General features: G+C 70.2%; 16 protein-coding genes. 8 read left to right on the top strand and 8 right to left on the bottom strand.

What is annotated here, in order from left to right; all coding sequences use genetic code 11:
* Positions 1 to 79: 79 nt before the first annotated feature.
* Positions 80 to 544, bottom strand: coding sequence for a 23S rRNA (pseudouridine(1915)-N(3))-methyltransferase RlmH (locus HUA76_RS00080; RefSeq protein ID WP_141642232.1), 465 nt, complete (start codon positions 542 to 544; stop codon positions 80 to 82).
* A complete protein-coding gene (rsfS, locus tag HUA76_RS00075; protein ID WP_174454681.1) occupies positions 541 to 1119 on the bottom strand; it encodes a ribosome silencing factor in 579 nt (192 codons plus the stop codon). The genes HUA76_RS00080 and rsfS overlap by 4 nt, the downstream gene beginning before the upstream one ends.
* A 61-nt stretch (positions 1120 to 1180) precedes the next feature.
* On the opposite strand from rsfS, the gene HUA76_RS00070 reads away from it, so the two are divergent.
* Complete coding sequence (locus HUA76_RS00070) at positions 1181 to 1492, top strand: tetratricopeptide repeat protein (RefSeq protein ID WP_254613951.1); 312 nt, start codon at positions 1181 to 1183, stop codon at positions 1490 to 1492.
* Between the two features lie 36 nt (positions 1493 to 1528).
* On the opposite strand, the gene HUA76_RS00065 is transcribed toward HUA76_RS00070, so the two are convergent.
* Entirely contained in the window at positions 1529 to 2599 is a 1071-nt protein-coding gene (locus HUA76_RS00065) for a hypothetical protein (RefSeq protein WP_141642234.1), read from the bottom strand.
* A gap of 99 nt (positions 2600 to 2698) precedes the next feature.
* Here HUA76_RS00065 and HUA76_RS00060 point away from each other — a divergent pair, with 99 nt between their 5' ends.
* Positions 2699 to 3238, top strand: coding sequence for a hypothetical protein (locus HUA76_RS00060; RefSeq protein WP_141642235.1), 540 nt, complete (start codon positions 2699 to 2701; stop codon positions 3236 to 3238).
* On the opposite strand, the gene HUA76_RS00055 is transcribed toward HUA76_RS00060, so the two are convergent.
* Together HUA76_RS00055 and HUA76_RS00050 are read right to left on the bottom strand one after the other, a co-directional pair.
* Positions 3235 to 4302, bottom strand: a complete 1068-nt coding sequence (locus HUA76_RS00055; protein WP_174454683.1) for a TetR family transcriptional regulator — start codon at positions 4300 to 4302, stop codon at positions 3235 to 3237. The two genes, HUA76_RS00060 and HUA76_RS00055, sit on opposite strands and share 4 nt — an antisense overlap.
* Before the next feature lie 173 nt (positions 4303 to 4475).
* Positions 4476 to 5882, bottom strand: coding sequence for a sigma-54 dependent transcriptional regulator (locus HUA76_RS00050; protein WP_141648476.1), 1407 nt, complete (start codon positions 5880 to 5882; stop codon positions 4476 to 4478).
* Between the two features lie 155 nt (positions 5883 to 6037).
* On the opposite strand from HUA76_RS00050, the gene HUA76_RS00045 reads away from it, so the two are divergent.
* The 3 genes from HUA76_RS00045 to HUA76_RS00035 all read left to right on the top strand — a co-directional run bounded on the left by HUA76_RS00045 (position 6038) and on the right by HUA76_RS00035 (position 9638).
* A complete protein-coding gene (locus HUA76_RS00045; RefSeq protein WP_174454684.1) occupies positions 6038 to 6613 on the top strand; it encodes an NUDIX hydrolase in 576 nt (191 codons plus the stop codon).
* Positions 6614 to 6859: 246 nt separating this feature from the next.
* Positions 6860 to 7636: a TenA family transcriptional regulator gene (locus HUA76_RS00040; RefSeq protein WP_141648474.1), complete on the top strand. Its 777-nt coding sequence runs from the start codon at positions 6860 to 6862 to the stop codon at positions 7634 to 7636.
* Between the two features lie 211 nt (positions 7637 to 7847).
* Complete coding sequence (locus HUA76_RS00035; protein ID WP_174459651.1) at positions 7848 to 9638, top strand: methyl-accepting chemotaxis protein; 1791 nt, start codon at positions 7848 to 7850, stop codon at positions 9636 to 9638.
* Here HUA76_RS00035 and HUA76_RS00030 read toward each other — a convergent pair.
* Positions 9622 to 11100: an ATP-binding protein gene (locus tag HUA76_RS00030; RefSeq protein WP_174459650.1), complete on the bottom strand. Its 1479-nt coding sequence runs from the start codon at positions 11098 to 11100 to the stop codon at positions 9622 to 9624. The two genes, HUA76_RS00035 and HUA76_RS00030, sit on opposite strands and share 17 nt — an antisense overlap.
* Before the next feature lie 90 nt (positions 11101 to 11190).
* Between HUA76_RS00030 and HUA76_RS00025 the strand changes: the two genes are divergently transcribed.
* A complete protein-coding gene (locus tag HUA76_RS00025) occupies positions 11191 to 13608 on the top strand; it encodes a hypothetical protein (RefSeq protein ID WP_174459649.1) in 2418 nt (805 codons plus the stop codon).
* 29 nt (positions 13609 to 13637) lie between these two features.
* Here the strand turns inward: HUA76_RS00025 and HUA76_RS00020 are convergent, their stop codons facing one another.
* On the bottom strand, positions 13638 to 14948 hold the full coding sequence (locus HUA76_RS00020) for a chitosanase (RefSeq protein ID WP_174459648.1): 1311 nt from the start codon (positions 14946 to 14948) through the stop codon (positions 13638 to 13640).
* Positions 14949 to 15143: 195 nt separating this feature from the next.
* Here HUA76_RS00020 and HUA76_RS00015 point away from each other — a divergent pair, with 195 nt between their 5' ends.
* Positions 15144 to 15413 (top strand): GlsB/YeaQ/YmgE family stress response membrane protein, encoded by a 270-nt coding sequence (locus HUA76_RS00015; protein ID WP_141648469.1) that lies wholly within the window; start codon positions 15144 to 15146, stop codon positions 15411 to 15413.
* Between the two features lie 10 nt (positions 15414 to 15423).
* Here HUA76_RS00015 and HUA76_RS00010 read toward each other — a convergent pair whose 3' ends face one another.
* Entirely contained in the window at positions 15424 to 16059 is a 636-nt protein-coding gene (locus HUA76_RS00010) for a LysE family translocator (protein ID WP_174459647.1), read from the bottom strand.
* Positions 16060 to 16375: 316 nt separating this feature from the next.
* Here HUA76_RS00010 and HUA76_RS00005 point away from each other — a divergent pair, with 316 nt between their 5' ends.
* On the top strand, positions 16376 to 17332 hold the full coding sequence (locus HUA76_RS00005) for a YafY family protein (RefSeq protein WP_174459646.1): 957 nt from the start codon (positions 16376 to 16378) through the stop codon (positions 17330 to 17332).
* Positions 17333 to 17455 lie beyond the last annotated feature (123 nt).

The raw sequence follows: 17455 nt of genomic DNA, 5'->3' as shown, positions 1-17455 counted from the left end.
CCCCCTGTCTGGTGGGCCTGACGCAGGCGAGCGCGGCAGGGACCGGAGTCCCGCTCCCGCCGCCTGCTCGCCTGGTGGGCTACTTGTGGTACGGCTCGCCCTTGAGAATGGTGAACGCGCGGTAGAGCTGCTCCACGAGCACCACGCGCGCCAGCCGGTGGGGCAGCGTCATCTTTGACAGGGACAGCGTGAGGTTCGCCGCGTCCCGCACGCTCGAGTCCAGCCCCTCGTCACCACCGATGACGAAGAGCAGGTCCTTGGCGCCCGTCTGAGCCTTGCCCACGTAGCGGCTGAGCTCCACCGAGTCGAGCAGCGAGCCACGCTCGTCCAGCGCGATGACCCAGTCCTGCGGCTTGCGCTTGGAGAGAATCGCCTCCGCCTCGGCGGCCTTCGCGTCGCCCGGCTTGAGCTTCTTTCCGCTCGCCTCGGTCAGCTCCACCAGCTCGAAGCGGGTGTAGTGGCCCAGGCGGCGGGCGTACTCCTGGACCGCCGGCTCGTAGAGACCCGAGCGGTCCTTGCCGATGGTCAGGAGGCGGACCTTCAGGAGACCTTCTCCCGGTTCGCGTCCGCCCAGAGACCTTCCAGGTCATAGTGCGCGCGCAGGTCCGCGAGGAACAGGTGCGCCACCACCTCGCCGTAGTCGAGCAACACCCACTGGCCCGTCTCGACACCCTCGGTGCCGAGCGCGCGCACCGGCTGCTCGCCCTGCTTGAGCTGCACGTGGACGTTCTCCGCCATCGCGCTGACCTGACGGTCGCTCTCGCCGGAGGCGATGACGATGTAGTCCGCGTAGGACGTCATGCCCCGAACGTCCAGGATGACGACGTCCAGCGCCTTCTTGTCGAGCAGCAGCTGGGCCATGCGCCGCGCCAGCGCCTGCGCCTGCGGGTTCTCCGCCGGGCCCGCCTTCTGCTGGGCGGCGCCTGGCAGCTTCGCCTTCTTCTTCGCCCTCAGGGGGACCTTGCCCGGGGTCTTCTTGCGAGCCGGCGCCTTCTTGGGAGCGGGAGCCTTGCCCTTGGGGGCCGTCCTGCCCGTCGCCGTCTTCTTCTGCTTCCGCGCCGGGGCCTTGGCCTTGGTCGCGCTCTTCTTTCGTGGGGTCGTCTTCTTCTTCGTTGCCATGTGCGGCGCACCCTACCGCACCCTTGGCAACACGGCATGGGTCCTCTATGGGGTGTTGTCCATGAGCGACGCCCGCCTGGAACAGTTCAAGAAGATGGCCGCTGACTTCCCGGACTCCCCCATGAGCCACTTCTCCCTGGGGAAGTTGTACCTGGAGCGAAAGCAGTACGCCGAGGCGGCGTCTGCCCTGGAGGCGGCCGTGCGCCTGGACCCGACCTACGCCGCCGCCCTGGTCTCCCTGGGGGACGCGCTCTCCGGGGCCGGGCAGGTGGAGCGGGCCCGCGAGGTGCTCACCCAGGCCCGTGAGCACGCCCTGGCCCAGGGCCACCCGGGACTCGCCGAGGAAATCGACGAGCGCATCTCCGACCTGTGATGAACACGAGGGCCTTCGAGTCCTCGCCGGGCCTGCTCAGTCTCGCCAGGTGAAGCCGACGCCGAACACCTGTCGCGAGTAGGAGAGCTGATTGCGGGGCAGCCGGGTGCTCCACAGGCCCCAGGACACCTCCAGGTCCACCCGCTCCGACACCGGGCGCGCCAGCTTCAGGGACAGGGAGTTCTGTCCCTCGTCCTCCTCGACGAGGATGATTTCGGGCGACAGGTAGATGCCATCCGGATAGCGGGTGATGCCCAGTGAACCCTGCGCCAGCAGCGTCACCTTCCAGGGCAGGCGCACCCCCGCGTTGCCCGTCACGCGGTGGCGCAGCACCGTCTCCCCGAAGCTGTTGGACGTGACTTCCTGGTACGCGTACGTCAGCCCCAGCGTCACCGGGCCCCGGTAGTTGTAGCTGGCGCCCGCCGTGAGCGCGCCGTCCTCGCGCCGGCCCAGGGACGAAGCACCGGAGGCGCCGGGCCTGGGCCGCGCCAGGGGACCGTAGCGGCGCGCGCCCCAATCACCGAAGAGCGACAGGCTGTGGCGCCGGTCGAAGCGGTAGCGGCCCACCACGCCCAGCTCCGCCCCGCCGAAGTTGGCTGTCTTATCCGGCCGATACACGAAGCGACGCGCGCCTGCCCGCACCCGCAGCGCCAGTCGCACGTCCGGCGCGTACTCGGCGAACACGCTTGCTCCCAGGTCCGAGTACGCCCGCGTGCCGCCCCGCCGGTCCTTCGCGTGTCCCTCCGCCCCCAGGCCGAACTCGGTGCCCAGCGCCAGCGACGCCTCCAGGGCCCCGGTCTGGATGAGCGTGTCCTCATCCGAGAAGCCCACGTACTTGCGCGCGCCCAGCTCGTAGCGGCCCACCAACTGGGTGCGCTCGAACGTCGCGCGCCCCTCGGCCGAGCCCAGCACGCTCAGCGCCGGGTCCGCTCCAGGCGAGGGCGTGCTGCCGTCGGAGAAGTCGCGTGGCGCGTTGGTGTCCACCAGCAGCCGCGCGGTGCCCTTCAGCGCGCCCTCCCACTCGACCGCGGACGCGGGCCGAGCGGCGAGCAACACGAGGAGGACCAGGAGGGTAGGGCGGGAGCGGGACACGACGCCGGGCAACATAGCCGGCCTCGTGCCTGCACGCCCCACTCGCGGGAGGGCGGGCCCGTTCGCCAGGTTGGCGGCAGTGACGTCACGCCGGCCGCCCGGTACATTGGTGGAATGCGCCCTGTCTCACTTCTCGCGGCGGCGGTCGGCTTGGGACTCGCCGCCTGCGCCCAGTCCTCGTTCATCACCGAGGTGAGGGGCGAAACCACCGTGCCCGCGACCCTGCCCGGCGGAAGCACGGAGCTCAACGCCTTTCCCCCCATCAGCAGCCTGGCGGGGATGGACTTCGACCAGAACCAGGACTTCAAGAACCAGGGGCTTTCCAAGGACGAGGTGACGTCCGTCCACGTCGACTCCCTGTCGCTCCAGATTCTCAGCCCCAACGACGTGGACTTCACCTTCCTGGACAACGTGGAGTTCTTCGTCCGGGCGGGAGACCGGGAGTCGCGCATCGCCTGGAAGAACGACCTGGCGCGCTCGAATCTCCGTCCGCCCAACCCCACGCTGAGGCTGGATTTGGGGGACGTGGAAATGCAGCCCTACGTGTCCGCGCCGACGATGAGCATCATCATCCGCGGCAAGGGCCGCACGCCGGAGCGGGAAGTCCGCCTGCGCGCGGTGGTGCGGTTGGAAGTCGAGTCCGGACTGCTCTAGGGCGTCGCCAGTTCCTGGGCGCGGTGCTCCAGCGCTCCGGCCCGGCCGTCCAGCTCGTGGGCGAGGGCCTCCAGCCGCTTCGCCTCCGCCTCCATCGCCGCCAGGTCCACCGGGCCACCAGCCGCGAGTGTCTGGGCGCGCACGCCGTCCACCTGCGGGCGACGGTCCGTGGCACGCGCGGGCTCGGGCTCCGGAAGCGCGGGGTCCCTGCCGGTGCCTGTGCCAGGCTGGGGCGTGGTGGGAATGCCCGGGGTGTCGGTGCCCTCCCCTGGCGGCGGGCCCCCGGAGACATCCGCCTCTCCGGCGAACATGCCTCCGCCCCGGTCGCTGGGCGCCACGCGGAGGTTCCCCGAGCGCATGCGCAGCCGCAGCCGACGGTCCTGCTCGTCGAACATGGACTCCTCGCCGAGGAAGTCGCTCATGCGCCGGTCCAGGTCCTTCTCCTCGCGCACCTCGGTGATGCGCGCACGCAGGGACTTGAGGCGCTCGCGCACCTTGTCCTCGGCGTCACGCAGCGTGTCCGCCTGCTCCAGCAGGTCCTCCGGGTCATCTCCGCCGGCGGTGGCCTTGTCCATCATGGGCACCCGCGAGGCAGGCAGCGCCGCGCGCACCGCGTCCCGCTCCGTGCGAGTGGTGCGCAGCGCCTCCAACAGCGTGGCGCGCTGGCCCCGGTCCGCTGTCTGGTCCCAAGCGCCGCGCAGCCGCGCCAGTTCGTCCGACAGTGCCTGATGCAGCGCCAGGTGCGCGCGCTCCGACTCGCCCTCCGCCGTGGACACCGACTGCGCCAGTCCGGTGAGCGAGCCGCTCAGCTCCTGCGAGCGCCGCAGCGCCGCCTCCAGCTCCGTGCCCGTCGTCAGCCGACCCTTGCGCTCCGCCTTCAGCGCTTCGATTCGCGCGGCCACGCCCTGCAGTTCGTCCCGCAGCGCCTGCTGCTGGGTGCGCAGCGAGCGCGCCTCCGTCCTCGCCGCCTGCGCCCGCGAGCGCGCCGCCTCCAGCCCGGACGCGGCCCAGACGGGCACGGCGCAGAGCAGGCACAGCAAAAGCGCGAGGGGGCGGGGACTCATCAGCGGCCTCCCTTGAGCAAAGCGGATGCCAGCCTGCTCTGTCCTCTCCTCCACCGGAGCCCGGGAAAAGCCCTGGGATTCCAGGCGCCTGGACACACCAGGTGGGGGCAGGTGGGGGAGGGGTGGCGGTGGAAAGTCACGGGGAGGGGACCCTGGGTCACGGATTTTCGAGACTACCCCTCGTCGGGTGGCGTGCCCTTGGGGAGGAAGCCGTACTTCTCCAGCTTGTAGTACAGCGCGGACGTCTTGATGCCCAGCAACCGGGCGGTCTCCGTCTTCACGCCCCCCGCCTTCTCGTAGGCGCGGGCGATCAGCTGCCGCTCCAAATCCTCCAGGATGTCTGGAAGGGGTCGGTCTCCATGGGGCACGGGCAGCCCCGCGTCCATGCGCGGCGCGGCGCCGGTGAGGTGCGAGGGCAGGTCCGTGACGGTGAGCACGTCGCCCTCGGCGAAGACGAGCGCCTGCTCCACGACGTTCTCCAGTTCACGCACGTTGCCGGGCCACACATGCCGGGCCAGGGCGCGCAGCGCGCCTTCATCCATGCCCGTCACCCGGCGGTTCACCCGGGGGGCGTGCTTGGCCACGAAGTGCCGGGCCAGGGAGGTGATGTCCTCGGGGCGCTCGCGCAGGGGCGGCAGCATCAGCGGGACGATGTGCAGCCGGTAGTAGAGGTCCTCGCGGAAGCGGCCCGCCTTGACCTCGGCCTGGAGGTCCCGGTGCGTGGCGCTCACCACGCGCACGTCCACCTTGAGGGTCTCCTCGCCGCCCACGCGCTGGATTTCCTTCTCCTGCAGCACGCGCAGGAGCTTGGTCTGCACCGAGTGGGGAATCTCTCCGATTTCGTCGAGGAAGAGGGTGCCGCCGTCGGCCAGCTCGAAGCGGCCCAGCTTGCGCTTCACCGCGCCGGTGAAGGCGCCGCGCTCGTGGCCGAACAGCTCGCTCTCCAGCAGCGTCTCCGCCAGCGCCGCGCAGTGCACGACGACGAAGGGGCCGTCCTTGCGCGGGGACTCCTGATGCAGCATGCGGGCGATGAGCTCCTTGCCGGTGCCGCTCTCGCCGCGCACCAGCACCGTCGCGTTGCTGTGCGCCGCCTTGCGTGCCTGGCTGAGCAGCCGCTGCATGGGCTCGCTGTCGCCCACCATGCTGCCGTGGGAGAGCGCCGCGTCCGCGTCATGCGCGGCGGTGCGCGCCTCCAGCTTCTCCACCTTGCGCCGGGTGCTGGCCAGCTCCAGGCCCTTGTCCACCTTGGCGCGCAGCACGTCGGGCGTGAAGGGCTTGGTGATGAAGTCGTAGGCGCCCTCCTGCATCGCCCGCACGGCGGTCTCAATGGTGCCGAAGGCCGTCACCACCATGACGACGGCGGAGGCGTCCAGCGCCTTGAGCGCCTGCGTGACGGCGATGCCGTCCAGGCCGTCCATCTTGAGGTCCGTGACGACCAGGTCGAAGGGGGCCTTGCGGTATGCGGCCAGGCCGTCCGCCCCGCCTCGGACAGCGGACACGGCGTGGCCGGAGCGCGTGAGGGTGACGGTCATCCCCTCGCGCAGCGTGTCGTGGTCGTCGATGACGAGAATGCGCGCCATGGTGTTTCGATTTCCTCATGCCACGGGGGCGCCGGCCGCCCGGGTGCGTCCGCATGAGAGCACACCCGGGGCGGCACCCTACACCGGACCGTGGCGGTCGGCCGCTTCCAGAAGGCGCTGGCGCGCGAGGGCTCCCCAGGGGTACGTGGGCGCGCATGGAATCCCCGAACGCCGCCGCCCTGCGTGAATTGCTCGCGCGCCATGTCCCCCAGGACGACAAGGAGCGAGAAGATCTGGAGCGCATGCGCCACCACGCGGCCACGCTGCCGTCTCCCTTCTCCCGCGCGCAGCCCGAAGCGCACTTCACCGGCAGCGCCGTGGTGGTGGACCCGGAGGGCGCGCGCGTGGTGATGGTGCTGCACGGCAAGCTCAAGCGCTGGCTGCAACCAGGCGGGCATGCGGACGCCGTGGACGCAGGCCTGATGGAGACCACCGCGCTGCGCGAGGCCCGCGAGGAGACCGGCTGCCGCGTCACGCTCCACCCCCGAGCGCCCCGGCCGCTCGACGTGGACATCCACACCATCCCCGCCCTGCGCGACGAGCCCGAGCACCAGCACCTGGACGTGCGCTACCTCGTCGTGGCGGAGGACCCCGCGTCGCTCGCGCATGACCCCGCCGAGTCCACCGGCGCGCAGTGGCTCACCTGGGACGAAGCGCTCGCCCGCGCCGATGAAGCGCCCTTGCGCCGCATGCTCGAGAAGGCGCGCCACGCGGTGGCCCGCACGCCGTGAGCCATGCCCGCCCGCCCGCGACATGCGGGCGGCCTCGCGTGTGGAAGGGGAAACACAGACGCCGCGGTGCGACAGACCCCTCGGGGTGCTCCAGAGCGAATTCTGAAACATGGCGGTGAGAAAAGCGTCGCATGCGAACAGTTGCATGGCCGCGTGCAGGTGCTGTCACCACTATGGGCCGCTCCGGCGGGTGAGGGGGGGCCATGTCGGTCTGGCACCCGCCGCGAAAAGGAGCGTCCTGGAGCCATGTCGTCGACCAGCCTGGAAGTGAATGTTCCCTCGTTCGAGCCACTCGTGCGTCGCTATGGGCCTCCGCCCCTGAAGCCCTCGCCGCATCCGCGCTGGCTGGAGTCGATGCTGGAGTCGACGCGCGCGGACTGGAACGCGGCCTGTTGGCCTCCGCTGTTTCGCGACACGGCGGAGGGACGTCGCCCGCCGCTGGGGTACTGGCGGCGCGTGCTGTCGCAGTTCTTCCTCATCGTCGAGTCCTTCCCCAAATACATGGGCCTGTCGCTCGCGAAGACGACGTATGGGCGGCATGAAGGGGACGCGAGCATCCGGCGCTGGCTCCTGCAGAACCTGGGCGTCGAGGCGAAACACGCGGAGTGGTTCATCGACTGGGTGCGTGCCATCGGCATGGAGCCCGACTCTCTCTTCTCCGTGCGCCCGTTGCCGGAAATCCAGGCGCTGCACGCGCACCTGCGCGACACCTGCGCGCGCGGCACGCTGGCGGAGGGCATCGCCGCGTCCAACTGGGCCATCGAGGGCATCACCGGTGTGTGGACGAAGGAGGTGGTGGAGCCCTTCCGGGGCTACGCCTCGGATGGAGCGCGCATCGACGCGAGCGCCATGATGTGGCTCAAGGCCCACGCCCGCTACGACGACCTGCACCCGGTGGAAGCGCTCGAAATCCTCAAGCTCTCCGTGGACTCGGAGAGCACCGAGCCCGCCCGTGTCGCCGCCGCCGCGCGCAAGTCCCTGCGCCTGTACTCCGCGGCCATTCGCGCCTGCTGCGCGGACTGAGCTCGACCGCCTCCTCGCCCTTGTTTGCTTGGGGAGGAGGTTTTCCTGGATGTGTATGTCTTTCAACAAGCTCTGGCATGACGGTTGTGCAGTGTCTGGAACCGGGCGCGGCCCTCTCGCTTTCCACTCGATGACGTGCGGAGAATGGTGTCTGGAGCCATCCCGTCAGCATGGATTCTTCGTGGCCGCATGACGCGGGAAAGCGACCGGTATGAGCATCGAAGACAAGGTGATTCGCGAGTATCGGTGGCGTGCGCTCAAGGTGTTCATGGCGTGGGTGGTGCCAGCCGCGCCCATCGCCGCGTACCTCAATGGCATGTCCATGGGAGTGGCGGGCTGGGAGGGCGTGAAGGCGGTGGCGTGGGTGTTGCCGCCCATCCTCGTGGGCCTGGGGATGATCTACCCCGCTGTATTCATGCGGTGGCTGGTGGGCAGCGCGCTGCGGACGTACGCGGGTGACAGGCCGGGTGCGCGGCTGGAGCGCATCCTCCGACTCCCGTGGCGCGTGGCGGTGGGAACGTCCTGGGTCGGATGGACGCTGGGAGGCTTCTGGTTCAGCCTCCACGTGTGTCTGACCTGGCACAAGGATTTGGGCCTCGTCGTGCTGGGCACCATCATCGGCGTGTGCTGCGGCGTGCTGCTGGGCTTTCCCATCAGCGTCTCGCTGGAGCGGATGCTGCTGCCGCTGGCGCTCGAGGAGCAGCGCAAGGACCCGACGGTGGTGCTCCAGGGCGGCGGCTTCTCGTGGCCCCGACAGGCGTGGTTCCTGCCCTTCACTTTTGGAGGCTCCATCGTCGCCGCGCTGGTGCTCAGCGGATGCGTGGTGATGGTGAAGCTGGAGGGCATCCGCGACACGCTTCATCTGGAGCTGGTGGCGGAGGGCGCGCAGCGCTCGGCGCGGATGTTGATGGAGCTGGGCGGAGTGCTGGCGGGAGAGCTGGCCTTCAGCCTGGCGTGGGTCGGTGGGCTGCTGCTGTTGCCGGGCATCACCACGTGGATGCTGGCGCGCCGTCAGGCGCGGGCGGCGGAGGCGGTGGGACAGGCCATCGAGTCCGTGGCGGCGGGACGCGTCGTCGCGCCCGCGTGGGTGTCCACCGACGAGGTGGGAGACCTGGCGGCGGGGATGAACGCGGTGCTGGCCCGGCTGCGACAGCTTCCGCTGGCGCTCCAGGCGTCGGCCGCGCGGCTGGGCGAGGCGGGCAGCCACCTGCGCACGGCCAACGACGAGCAACAACAGAGCTTCACGAAGCAGGCCGCCGCGCTGCATGAGGCGCAGGTGACGTCGGAGGAGATTCGTCGCACGTCGCGCATGGCGGCGGACCGGGCGGACGCGGTGCTCCAGGTGGCGAAGCGCGCGGAGGAGCTGGGCCTCAAGGGCGAGGCGGCGGTGGAGCGCAGCGTGGCGGGGCTTGCGGACATTCGCGGCGCGGTGGACGGAATCCAACAGCGGCTGGCGAAGCTGGCGGAGAGCACCACGCAGATTGGCGACATCACCGAGACGGTGAAGGACCTGGCGGCCCAGTCCCACCTGCTCGCCGTCAACGCGGCCATCGAAGCGGCGCGCTCGGGAGAGCAGGGCAAGGGCTTCGCGGTGGTGGCCCGGGAGGTCCGCGCGTTGGCGGACCAGTCCATCCAGTCCACGCAGCGCATCCGGCGCATCCTCCAGGAAATCACCGAGGGCATCCGGGACGCGGCGAGCATGGGTGAGCAGGGCGTGCGCACCATCGGCACGGGGTTGGACCAGATGCGCTCGTCGGGAGACTCGCTGCGCGAGCTGTCGCTCATGTCCCAGGAGAACTCGGCCGCGGCGCGGCAGATCGCCGCCGCGGTGACGCAGCAGAACGCCGGCATCTCCCAGATTTCCATCGCCATCGCCGACCTGTCGCAAATCATGGACGCGACGATGAAGCGGCTGGAGTCCACGCAGGAGGCCACGCGCTCGCTGGCCCATGTCTCGGGCGAGGTGGGGCAGATGGCGCGTCAGTTCAACGTGGCGAGCTGACGCCCGAGGGCCTCAGTGGAAGCGTCAGGGTGAACGTCGTGTCGCCCGGCGCGGACGTCAGGTGCAGCTCTCCCCCGTGCGCGCGGGCAATCTTGCGCGCCAGGGGCAGGCCCAGGCCGGTGCCCTTCTCGCGGGTGGTGAAGAAGGGCTCGAAGATGCGCTCGCGCTCGGCCTCCGGTACCCCCGCGCCGGCGTCGTGGACGCGGATGGCGTAGCGCCCGTCGTGTTCGGCGCCGGAGATGCGCACGCGGCCTCCGGAGGCGGAGGCCTGCACCGCGTTCTTCACCAGGTTCAGCAGCGCGGCGGTGAGCAGGCTGCCGTCGGCCTCCAGCACGGCGGGCGTGGCGTCCACCTCCAGCGTCACGTCGCGGATGCTGGCCTCCGCGGAGGACAGCTCCTGGACGACGGAGAGCAGGGCGGGGGCCTCCACGGGGGCGCGGGCCAGGGGCTGCTCGCGCGCGAAGGCGAGGAAGTCCTCGACGATGCGCTGGAGGAAGGCGACCTCTCGCTGGATGCGCTCGACGTGCTCCTGGGCCTCCTCGTGGGCGCCCGCGCGCAGGTCCTCCTGGAGGATGCCGGAGAACAGGGCGATGCCGCCCAGGGGGTTGCGCACCTCGTGGGCCACGCCCGCGAGCATCATCTTCAACTGTCGGTCCCGACTCTCCAGCGCGCCGCGCATCACCTCCAGCTCACGGGCGAGTACGCCGATTTCGCGCGTGGGCTCCGGAGGCACGGGCGTGGTGAGGTCTCCCCGGCCGATTCTCAGCGCGGAGTCCATCAGCCGGCCGAGCGGACGCGCCAGCCCCCGGGCGGTGAGCAGCGCGATGATGGCGAGCGCGGTGAGGGCCAGCGCGCCCATGATGACGAACGTGCGCGACAGGTGCTGGAGCGGGCCGAAGAACGCGGCGCTGCCCTCCACGCCCACCGCGCCCACCACCTTCCCGGCGTGGACGATGGGGGCATAACCCGTCTTGTACAGCCGCCCATCCGAGCCGGTGAAGAGGACCTGACTGGCCGCGTGCTCGCCCGCGAAGACCCGCGCCAGCTCCAGCCTGTCGCGCGCCAGCTCCGGCACCTCCGAGCCCACTGGCAGGCCGCCGCCCACGTCCGCGCGCACCCGGCCCTGGACGTCCACGGCGAAGACGCGGCGCGCGCCGCTGGCCTCGCGCACGCCTTCCAGCAGGCGCACCAGGTTGCGCCACGTCCGGGTGCCGCCCGAGTCGTCGCCGGCCTCAATCGTGAGCATGCGCTCGCCGTTGAGCTGGCTGGCGGTGGCGGCGGCGATGTTGGAGAGGCTGGTGCCCAGCTCCTCCTCGAGGATGGAGCGCGCCAGTTGGTAGACGGCCGTGCCCGCCACCGCGACGAAGAGCAGGGTGGGGACGAGGAACGCCGCCAGCAGCCGCGTCGACAGCAGGCTGGGGAGCTCTCTCCAGGGGAAGGCGTTTCGTCGCTCCGCGCTCATGCGTGGCGCGGACTCTAGCCGAGCGCCCCCGTGCGCGGTCCGTCTTCGAGCGGACGTCCCTCATCTGGTAGAAGCCCGAGGCACCCCCGCATGCGCTCTCTTTCTTCGCCCCGTCTCCGTGAGCCCCTGGTCGTCCTGGGTGCGTCGGTCGTCGCCACGCTGCTGTTCTTCCACCGACTCCTCTCGACGGGAGGCGCGCTCTGCGAGCGGGACATGCTGCGGGTGTTCGCCCCGGCCAAGGCGTACTGGGCGCACGCGGTGAGCCAGGGCGTCTGGCCCGGTTGGTATCCCTTCAACGCGCTGGGACAGCCCTTCGCGGGCGCCACCGTCACGGGGGTCTTCCATCCAGCCAACGTGCTGGCGCTGCTGTTCGACGGGCCCGGCGCGCTGACCGCGATGGCGCTGCTGTGCTACCCGCTGGCCGCCACCGGGACGTACCTCTTCCTGCGGGCCCGTGATGCTTTCCCCTTCGCCGCCGCGCTGGGCGCCCTGGCCTTCGCCCTGAGTGGCTACCTGGTCAGCCTCACCAACAACCTGCTGTACCTCCAGGCCGCCACCGCCTTGCCCTGGCTCCTGCTCATCGCGGACTCGGTGCTGGCACGCGGCTCCTGGTCGATGGCGGGCGCGCTGGGATGTGTCCTTCCGACGGTCCTCTTCGCGGGAGACCCGCAGGGCTTCACGGTGTGCGGCGCCACGGTGCTCCTCGTCGTGGTGCTGTGTCCGCTCGGTGTTGGTGTGACGCGTCGTCGGGTGCTGCTCGTCACGGGGACGGGACTGCTGCTCGCGGCGCTGGTGGCCACCGCGCAGCTCTGGGCCTCCGCGTCCGTGCTGGGGGAGACCTTCGCGGAGCGCCGCACCGCCGAGTCCGCGCAGCTCTGGTCGGTGCATCCGCTGCGGTTGCTCGACCTGGCGGTGGGCAATGTCTTCGCGCTGGAGCCGCCCCTTCGCGGCCCCGTCGCCCAGGGACTGCTGGGCATGCAGACGACGGACTTCTGGGCGCGCTCGCTCTATGTCGGGCTGCCGGTGTTGTTCCTGGCGGGCGTGTGCGTGGTGGCGCGTCGCCGGGAGCGCTGGGTGCAGGTGGCGGTGGGCTTCTCGGTGCTGGGGTTGTTGCTGATGTTCGGCAGACACACGCCTCTGTATGGCTTTGTCTATGACCTCGTTCCTCCGTGGCGGGCCTTCCGCTATCCGGAGAAGCTCACGGTGCATGTGACCTTCTGGCTGGCGGTGCTCGCGGCGTGGGGGGCCCAGGACCTGTTGGACCGCGCCAGGGGCGGACGTCGTCGCGCGGGCTGGGGACTGGTGGGCCTGGGCGCCGGGATGCTGCTGCTGGCGCTGACGGGCGCGGGGCTGTGGCTGGCGCAGGCGCTGCGAGGCTTCTATTCGGGGCCGGACGCGTCCTGGGCGGAGCTGTCGCGTCAGGTCGGGGAGCGGCTCACGGTGGACGCCGCCTGTGTGGCGGTGACCTGTGTGGGGATGGGCCTGTTCGCCCTCTTCGCGGCACACCCGAGGCAGGTGGGCCTGGGCTGGGTGTTGCTGCTCGCGGCGGACCTGTATCGCGTCAGCGAGCCCATCTATGTCTCGTGTGACCAGCGGCTGCTCACCACGGCGCCGCCGTTCGTGGAGGAGCTCCAGCGTCGCGAGGGCCCGTCCCTGCCAGGCCGTGCGCGTGTCTACACCGCGTCGGGCATCGCCCTGCCGGAGACGGTGGAAGGGCTGACTCCGGATGAGGCGCAGGTGGCGGGCACGCGGATGGTGCTCGCGGCGGACAGCGCGTCGGCGTGGGGCGTGGAGAGCGCGAACTGGTACCTGCCCGCGTTGTCCGCTCGCGTGGCGGACCTCCTGAAGGATCAGCGTCAGTGGTGGAACCGGTATGGGCCGCTCGCGGGCGTGGGCTACTTCGTCGCGGATGAGACCCAGGTGGAGGAGCGCCGGCTGCGGAACAACGTGCTGTCCACGAGCGAGCCCTTCAAGGTCTCCCTGCTCGCGCATCCCCGACCCCTGCCGCGCGTCTACCTCGCCCCGCCTCGGTGCGTGTCGGGCCCGGAGGAGAGCCTGGCCGTCATCGCCTCGCCCGACTTCGTCCCCGGCCAGCAGGCCGTCGTCGAGTGTCGCGAGCCCTTGCCCACGGCGCCTCCGGGAGGGGACTCCGGGAAGGCCACGCTCACGCGGTACGGAGTGGACGAAGTGGAGGTGGAGGTCGATGCCACGCGTCCCTCCGTCCTGGTGCTGTCGGACGCGTACTTCACGGGCTGGAGCGCCACCGTGGATGAGGTCCCGACGGAGGTCCTTCCCGCGAACCACGCGCTGCGCGCCGTGGCCGTCCCCGCGGGAGCACACCGCGTGGTGTGGCGGTATGCCTCTCCCGGTGAAGCGGCCTCCCTGGCGGTGAGCGGACTGGGCCTGCTGCTCTGTCTGCTCACCTGGGTGGCCGCGCCGCTGCGCAGGCGGCTGCGTCGCGAAGGGTCCTCATCCTCCGAGGCCCCACGCGCGGCGACGACGCCCTGACGCACCCGCGCCAGGGCGTCAGGGTGCCGCTAGTTACATGAGAACGTGTACGTGCCCGGGGTGCTCCAGGTGCCATCCGCGTTGATGTTGCGCACGGTGTAGCCGCTGAACGGATACGTCGTGGTCCAGCAGTCGCGAGCGCGCACGTCGTTGCGGACGGCGGCGGAGAGGTCCCAGTTGCCCCTGCGACGCAGCTTCTCGTACGCGGCGATTCGGTCGATGGCGTCCACCCACGTGGAGTCGGCGGCCAGCACGTCGCGGCGCTTCTCGATGAACTTCTGGAGCCACGCCGACTCGGTGATGCCGTTGTAGCCCACCGAGGGCGCCACCTGCCCGGTGTTGCCCAGCGCGATGTTCGTCGCGCGCGTCAGGCTCTTCACGCCGGACTCGCCGTGGTTGATGTACGCGTCATACAGCGCCATCTTCGACAGGGCCTGGGTGGCGCCCCACTTGTTCGCCTCGTTCATCGCTGGCGTGTAATAGAACTGGTCGCTGACCTGGTCCTGGCACGCCTTGAAGTCCGCGCGAGTCGTCGTGTTGTTGTAGCTGGTGGCCCAATCCGCCGTCCAATTGCCGATGACGTCCAGCTCCGACGTGGATGGCTGGGATTGACCCGTGGACAGGAAGCGGTTGTTGATGGTCGTCAGCCCCGGCATGTACTTGGCCATGATGTTGCCGTTGGCCGCGCTGCGCCGGGCGTTGTAGCACTGGATGACCTGGATGGCGTCGCCCGTGCCCGTGCAGAAGCCCGCGCGTCCATTCGTGTAGCCACGCCCGTCCTGGATGTTCTCCGAGTACGCATAGTCGATGGTGGGCGTGTCGTTCTCCCAGATGCTGGTGAGCGCCTCCGCCACCTTCTTCTGGTTCGCCGTCAGCCCCGTCACCGGCGGCACGGTGCCCCCACAGCTCGGGTCGCTGATGACGACGTTCGTCGCGGTGAACGACGTGTTCGTGTTCGTCGAATAGTAGAATGTGTACGACGCATTCACGCCCACGGTGAGCCCCGACGTCCGCGAGTACGTACACGTGGAGCCGCTCTGCGTGTGCGTCCAGCCCGGCTCGTCGTGGTCACACGTCACGCCGCTGGGGACGCCGAACGCAATCGTCGGACTCGTCATCGCGCTGGTGCCCGTGTTCTGGAACACCAGGGTGCCCCACCAGTCCGCGCCCACGTAGGTGTTCGTCGTAATCACATACGAGCAGGCCGCGAGCTCCTGCTCCGCCTGTCCCACCTCCGCCCCGTCCTCACCCGCCTCCGGTGCGCAGCCGGCGACCGCCGCTCCCACCCACACCAGCATTCCCCACTTCATCCACAATGAATCATTCCGACGCTGTCCCATGCGCGCTCTCCTTGGCTTCGGCCGGCTCCGACACCTGGAGCGGCTGAAGCTTCAGCTACCTCTGGAAGAACAGAAAGTCAGTTAAATCCGGTCGGACGCCTTCTTGCTTGTCTTGCGAACGACCTGGCTTCCAGCCGAGCGCGAACCGGCGTGCTTATCGTGTCTTCAGGTCACTTCAGCGCGAGGAGGGACGTGATGTCTTTGGAGACGATTCTAGTGTGGGCGGTCATCGGCCTCATCGCCGGGTGGTTGGCGTCGGCCGTCGTGGGAGGCGGCTATGGCATCATCGGAGACATCGTGGTGGGTGTGGTGGGCGCGTTCCTGGGTGGTTTCATCTTCCGCGCCCTGGGGGCGGGGCAGCCCTTCGGTGGAATCGCGGGGACCATCTTCGTGGCATTCATCGGAGCCGTCGTCCTGCTGCTCATCTTGAGAGCCATTCGTTCGAGCACCGTCCGCAGAACATGAGTGGGCGGTGTCAGGTGCTGCGCCAGCCTTCGATGGCGGTGACGACGGCGGCGAGCATCATGAGGCCACCCACGGCTTGACCGACGCGCGCGCTGGCGGAGGGACGTGACTCCAGCCAGCCGCGTGCGCGGTCCGCGGCGAGCGCGACGGCGCCATACACCGCGGCTTGCGTGAGCGCGATGATGGCGCCGAGCGCCAGGGCCTGGAGCCAGATGGGCCCATATTCCGGCCGCAGGAACTGCGGGAAGACGGCGAGCATGAAGACGTACGCCTTCGGGTTGAGCAGGTTGGTGAGGGCTCCCTGACGGAACGTCGCCGCCGCCGAGCGCTGCCCCGACTGTGACGACGCGGAGAACGCGGCCGGGCTGCGCACGAGCGACAGGCCCATCCAGGCCACGTACAGCGCGCCCACCCACAAGAGGGCATTGAACGCGGCGGGCATGACGGTGAGCAGCACTGCGACGCCCGTCGCGCCGACCAGGACGTGGCACGCGGCCCCGGCGATGATGCCGCCCACCGCGGACAGCCCCGCGCGACGGCCTCCCATCAGGGAACTGGCCAGGACGAACGCCATGTCCAGCCCCGGGAGGATGACGATGCCAAACACCAACACGAAGAACAGCCACAGGTGCGAGGTCTGCGTCATCGGATTCCGCGAGCCTTTCCGTCAGCGCCAGCGCGCCCGGACTGGGGCGAGGCCATGAATGGCACCGTACGGGGCATGTAGGGCGGAATCGGTCCTGATTCGGACAGGGCTCCAGCGTGAAGCCGAAGTCCGTCCCTGCTCGGACCAGCGGTGCCGCGAATCGGGGTGACGCCTGGCCCGTGACGGGTGGGAGCGAAATTCCTTCACGACGGGTGTGGGACGCCGACCCGGGACCCTTCTGGTTTTTCTTCACCTGGGGTGAATACGAGCGGGCTTCGTCGGACTTCGGGCGCCCTGGGCATTAGGTTCGCGCCCCATGTCCCGTCCCACCACGCGTGTGCTCACCGTGCTCGAGCTGTTGCAGACGCATGGGCGGATGAGCGGCTCGGAGCTGGCGCGGCGACTGGAGGTGGACCGGCGCACGGTGCGTCGCTACATCCTGAAGCTGGAGGAGCTGGGCATCCCCATCACCGCCGAGCGCGGACGCGACGGGGCGTACATGCTGGTGGCGGGCTTCAAGCTGCCACCCATGATGTTCACCGATGACGAAGTCCTGGCGCTGTCCGTGGGCCTGCTGGCCGCGCGGGGCATGGGGCTGTCGGAGGCGGCGCCCGCGGTGGCCAGCGCCCAGGCGAAGCTGGAGCGGGTGATGCCCGCGCCGCTCAAGCGGCGCGTGCGGGCGGTGGACGAGTCGGTGACGCTCGACATCTCCGGCTCGCGGGCGACGCTGGACAACACCGCGCTCGTCGCGCTCAGCGCCGCGGCGCAGCAGCGGCAGCGGGTGCGCCTGTCCTACCGCGCGGCGCGGGACGAGGACACCGAACGCGAGTTCGACACCTATGGCCTCGTCTGGCGCGGCGGACGCTGGTACGCGGTGGGCGTCTGCCACCTGCGCCAGGGGCTGCGCACGTTCCGGTTGGACCGCGTGCGCGCCGTGCAGTCGCTCGACATGAGCTTCGAGCGGCCCGACGGCTTCGATGCGCTGGCGCATGTGACGCTCGCGGTGGCCAGCCTGCCGCGAGCGCACGCGGTGGAGGTGCGGCTCGACACGGACCTGGCGACCGCGCGGCGCGCCATCTTCGCCACGCTGGGCGTGCTGGAGCCGATGGATGGAGGCGGCGTGCGGCTGCTCGGACAGACCGAAGACCTGGACTGGTTCGCCCGCGAGCTGTCTCGGCTGCCCTTCGCCTTTCACGTCGAACAGCCGGAGGAGATGCGTGCCGCGCTGGAGGCCCAGGCCCGCAGGCTCCTGGCGCTGGCTCGGGCGACCTAAACCCCTTCAGGGAAGTCGGGTTAGGGGCTGAGGGTTATGCCATGGAGGGGGGCGTCCATGGCGTGGCAGCCAAAGCACTGGACAGTGCAGCAGCTTGAGGAGCGGCGGCTTGCGGCCGGGAAA

It is taken from the genome of Myxococcus sp. CA056, from assembly GCF_013336715.1.
GTDB classification, from domain to species: Bacteria; Myxococcota; Myxococcia; order Myxococcales; family Myxococcaceae; genus Myxococcus; species Myxococcus llanfairpwllgwyngyllgogerychwyrndrobwllllantysiliogogogochensis.
Note: the sequence above shows the minus strand (reverse complement) of the source record. Positions and strands in the feature narration are given on the sequence as shown.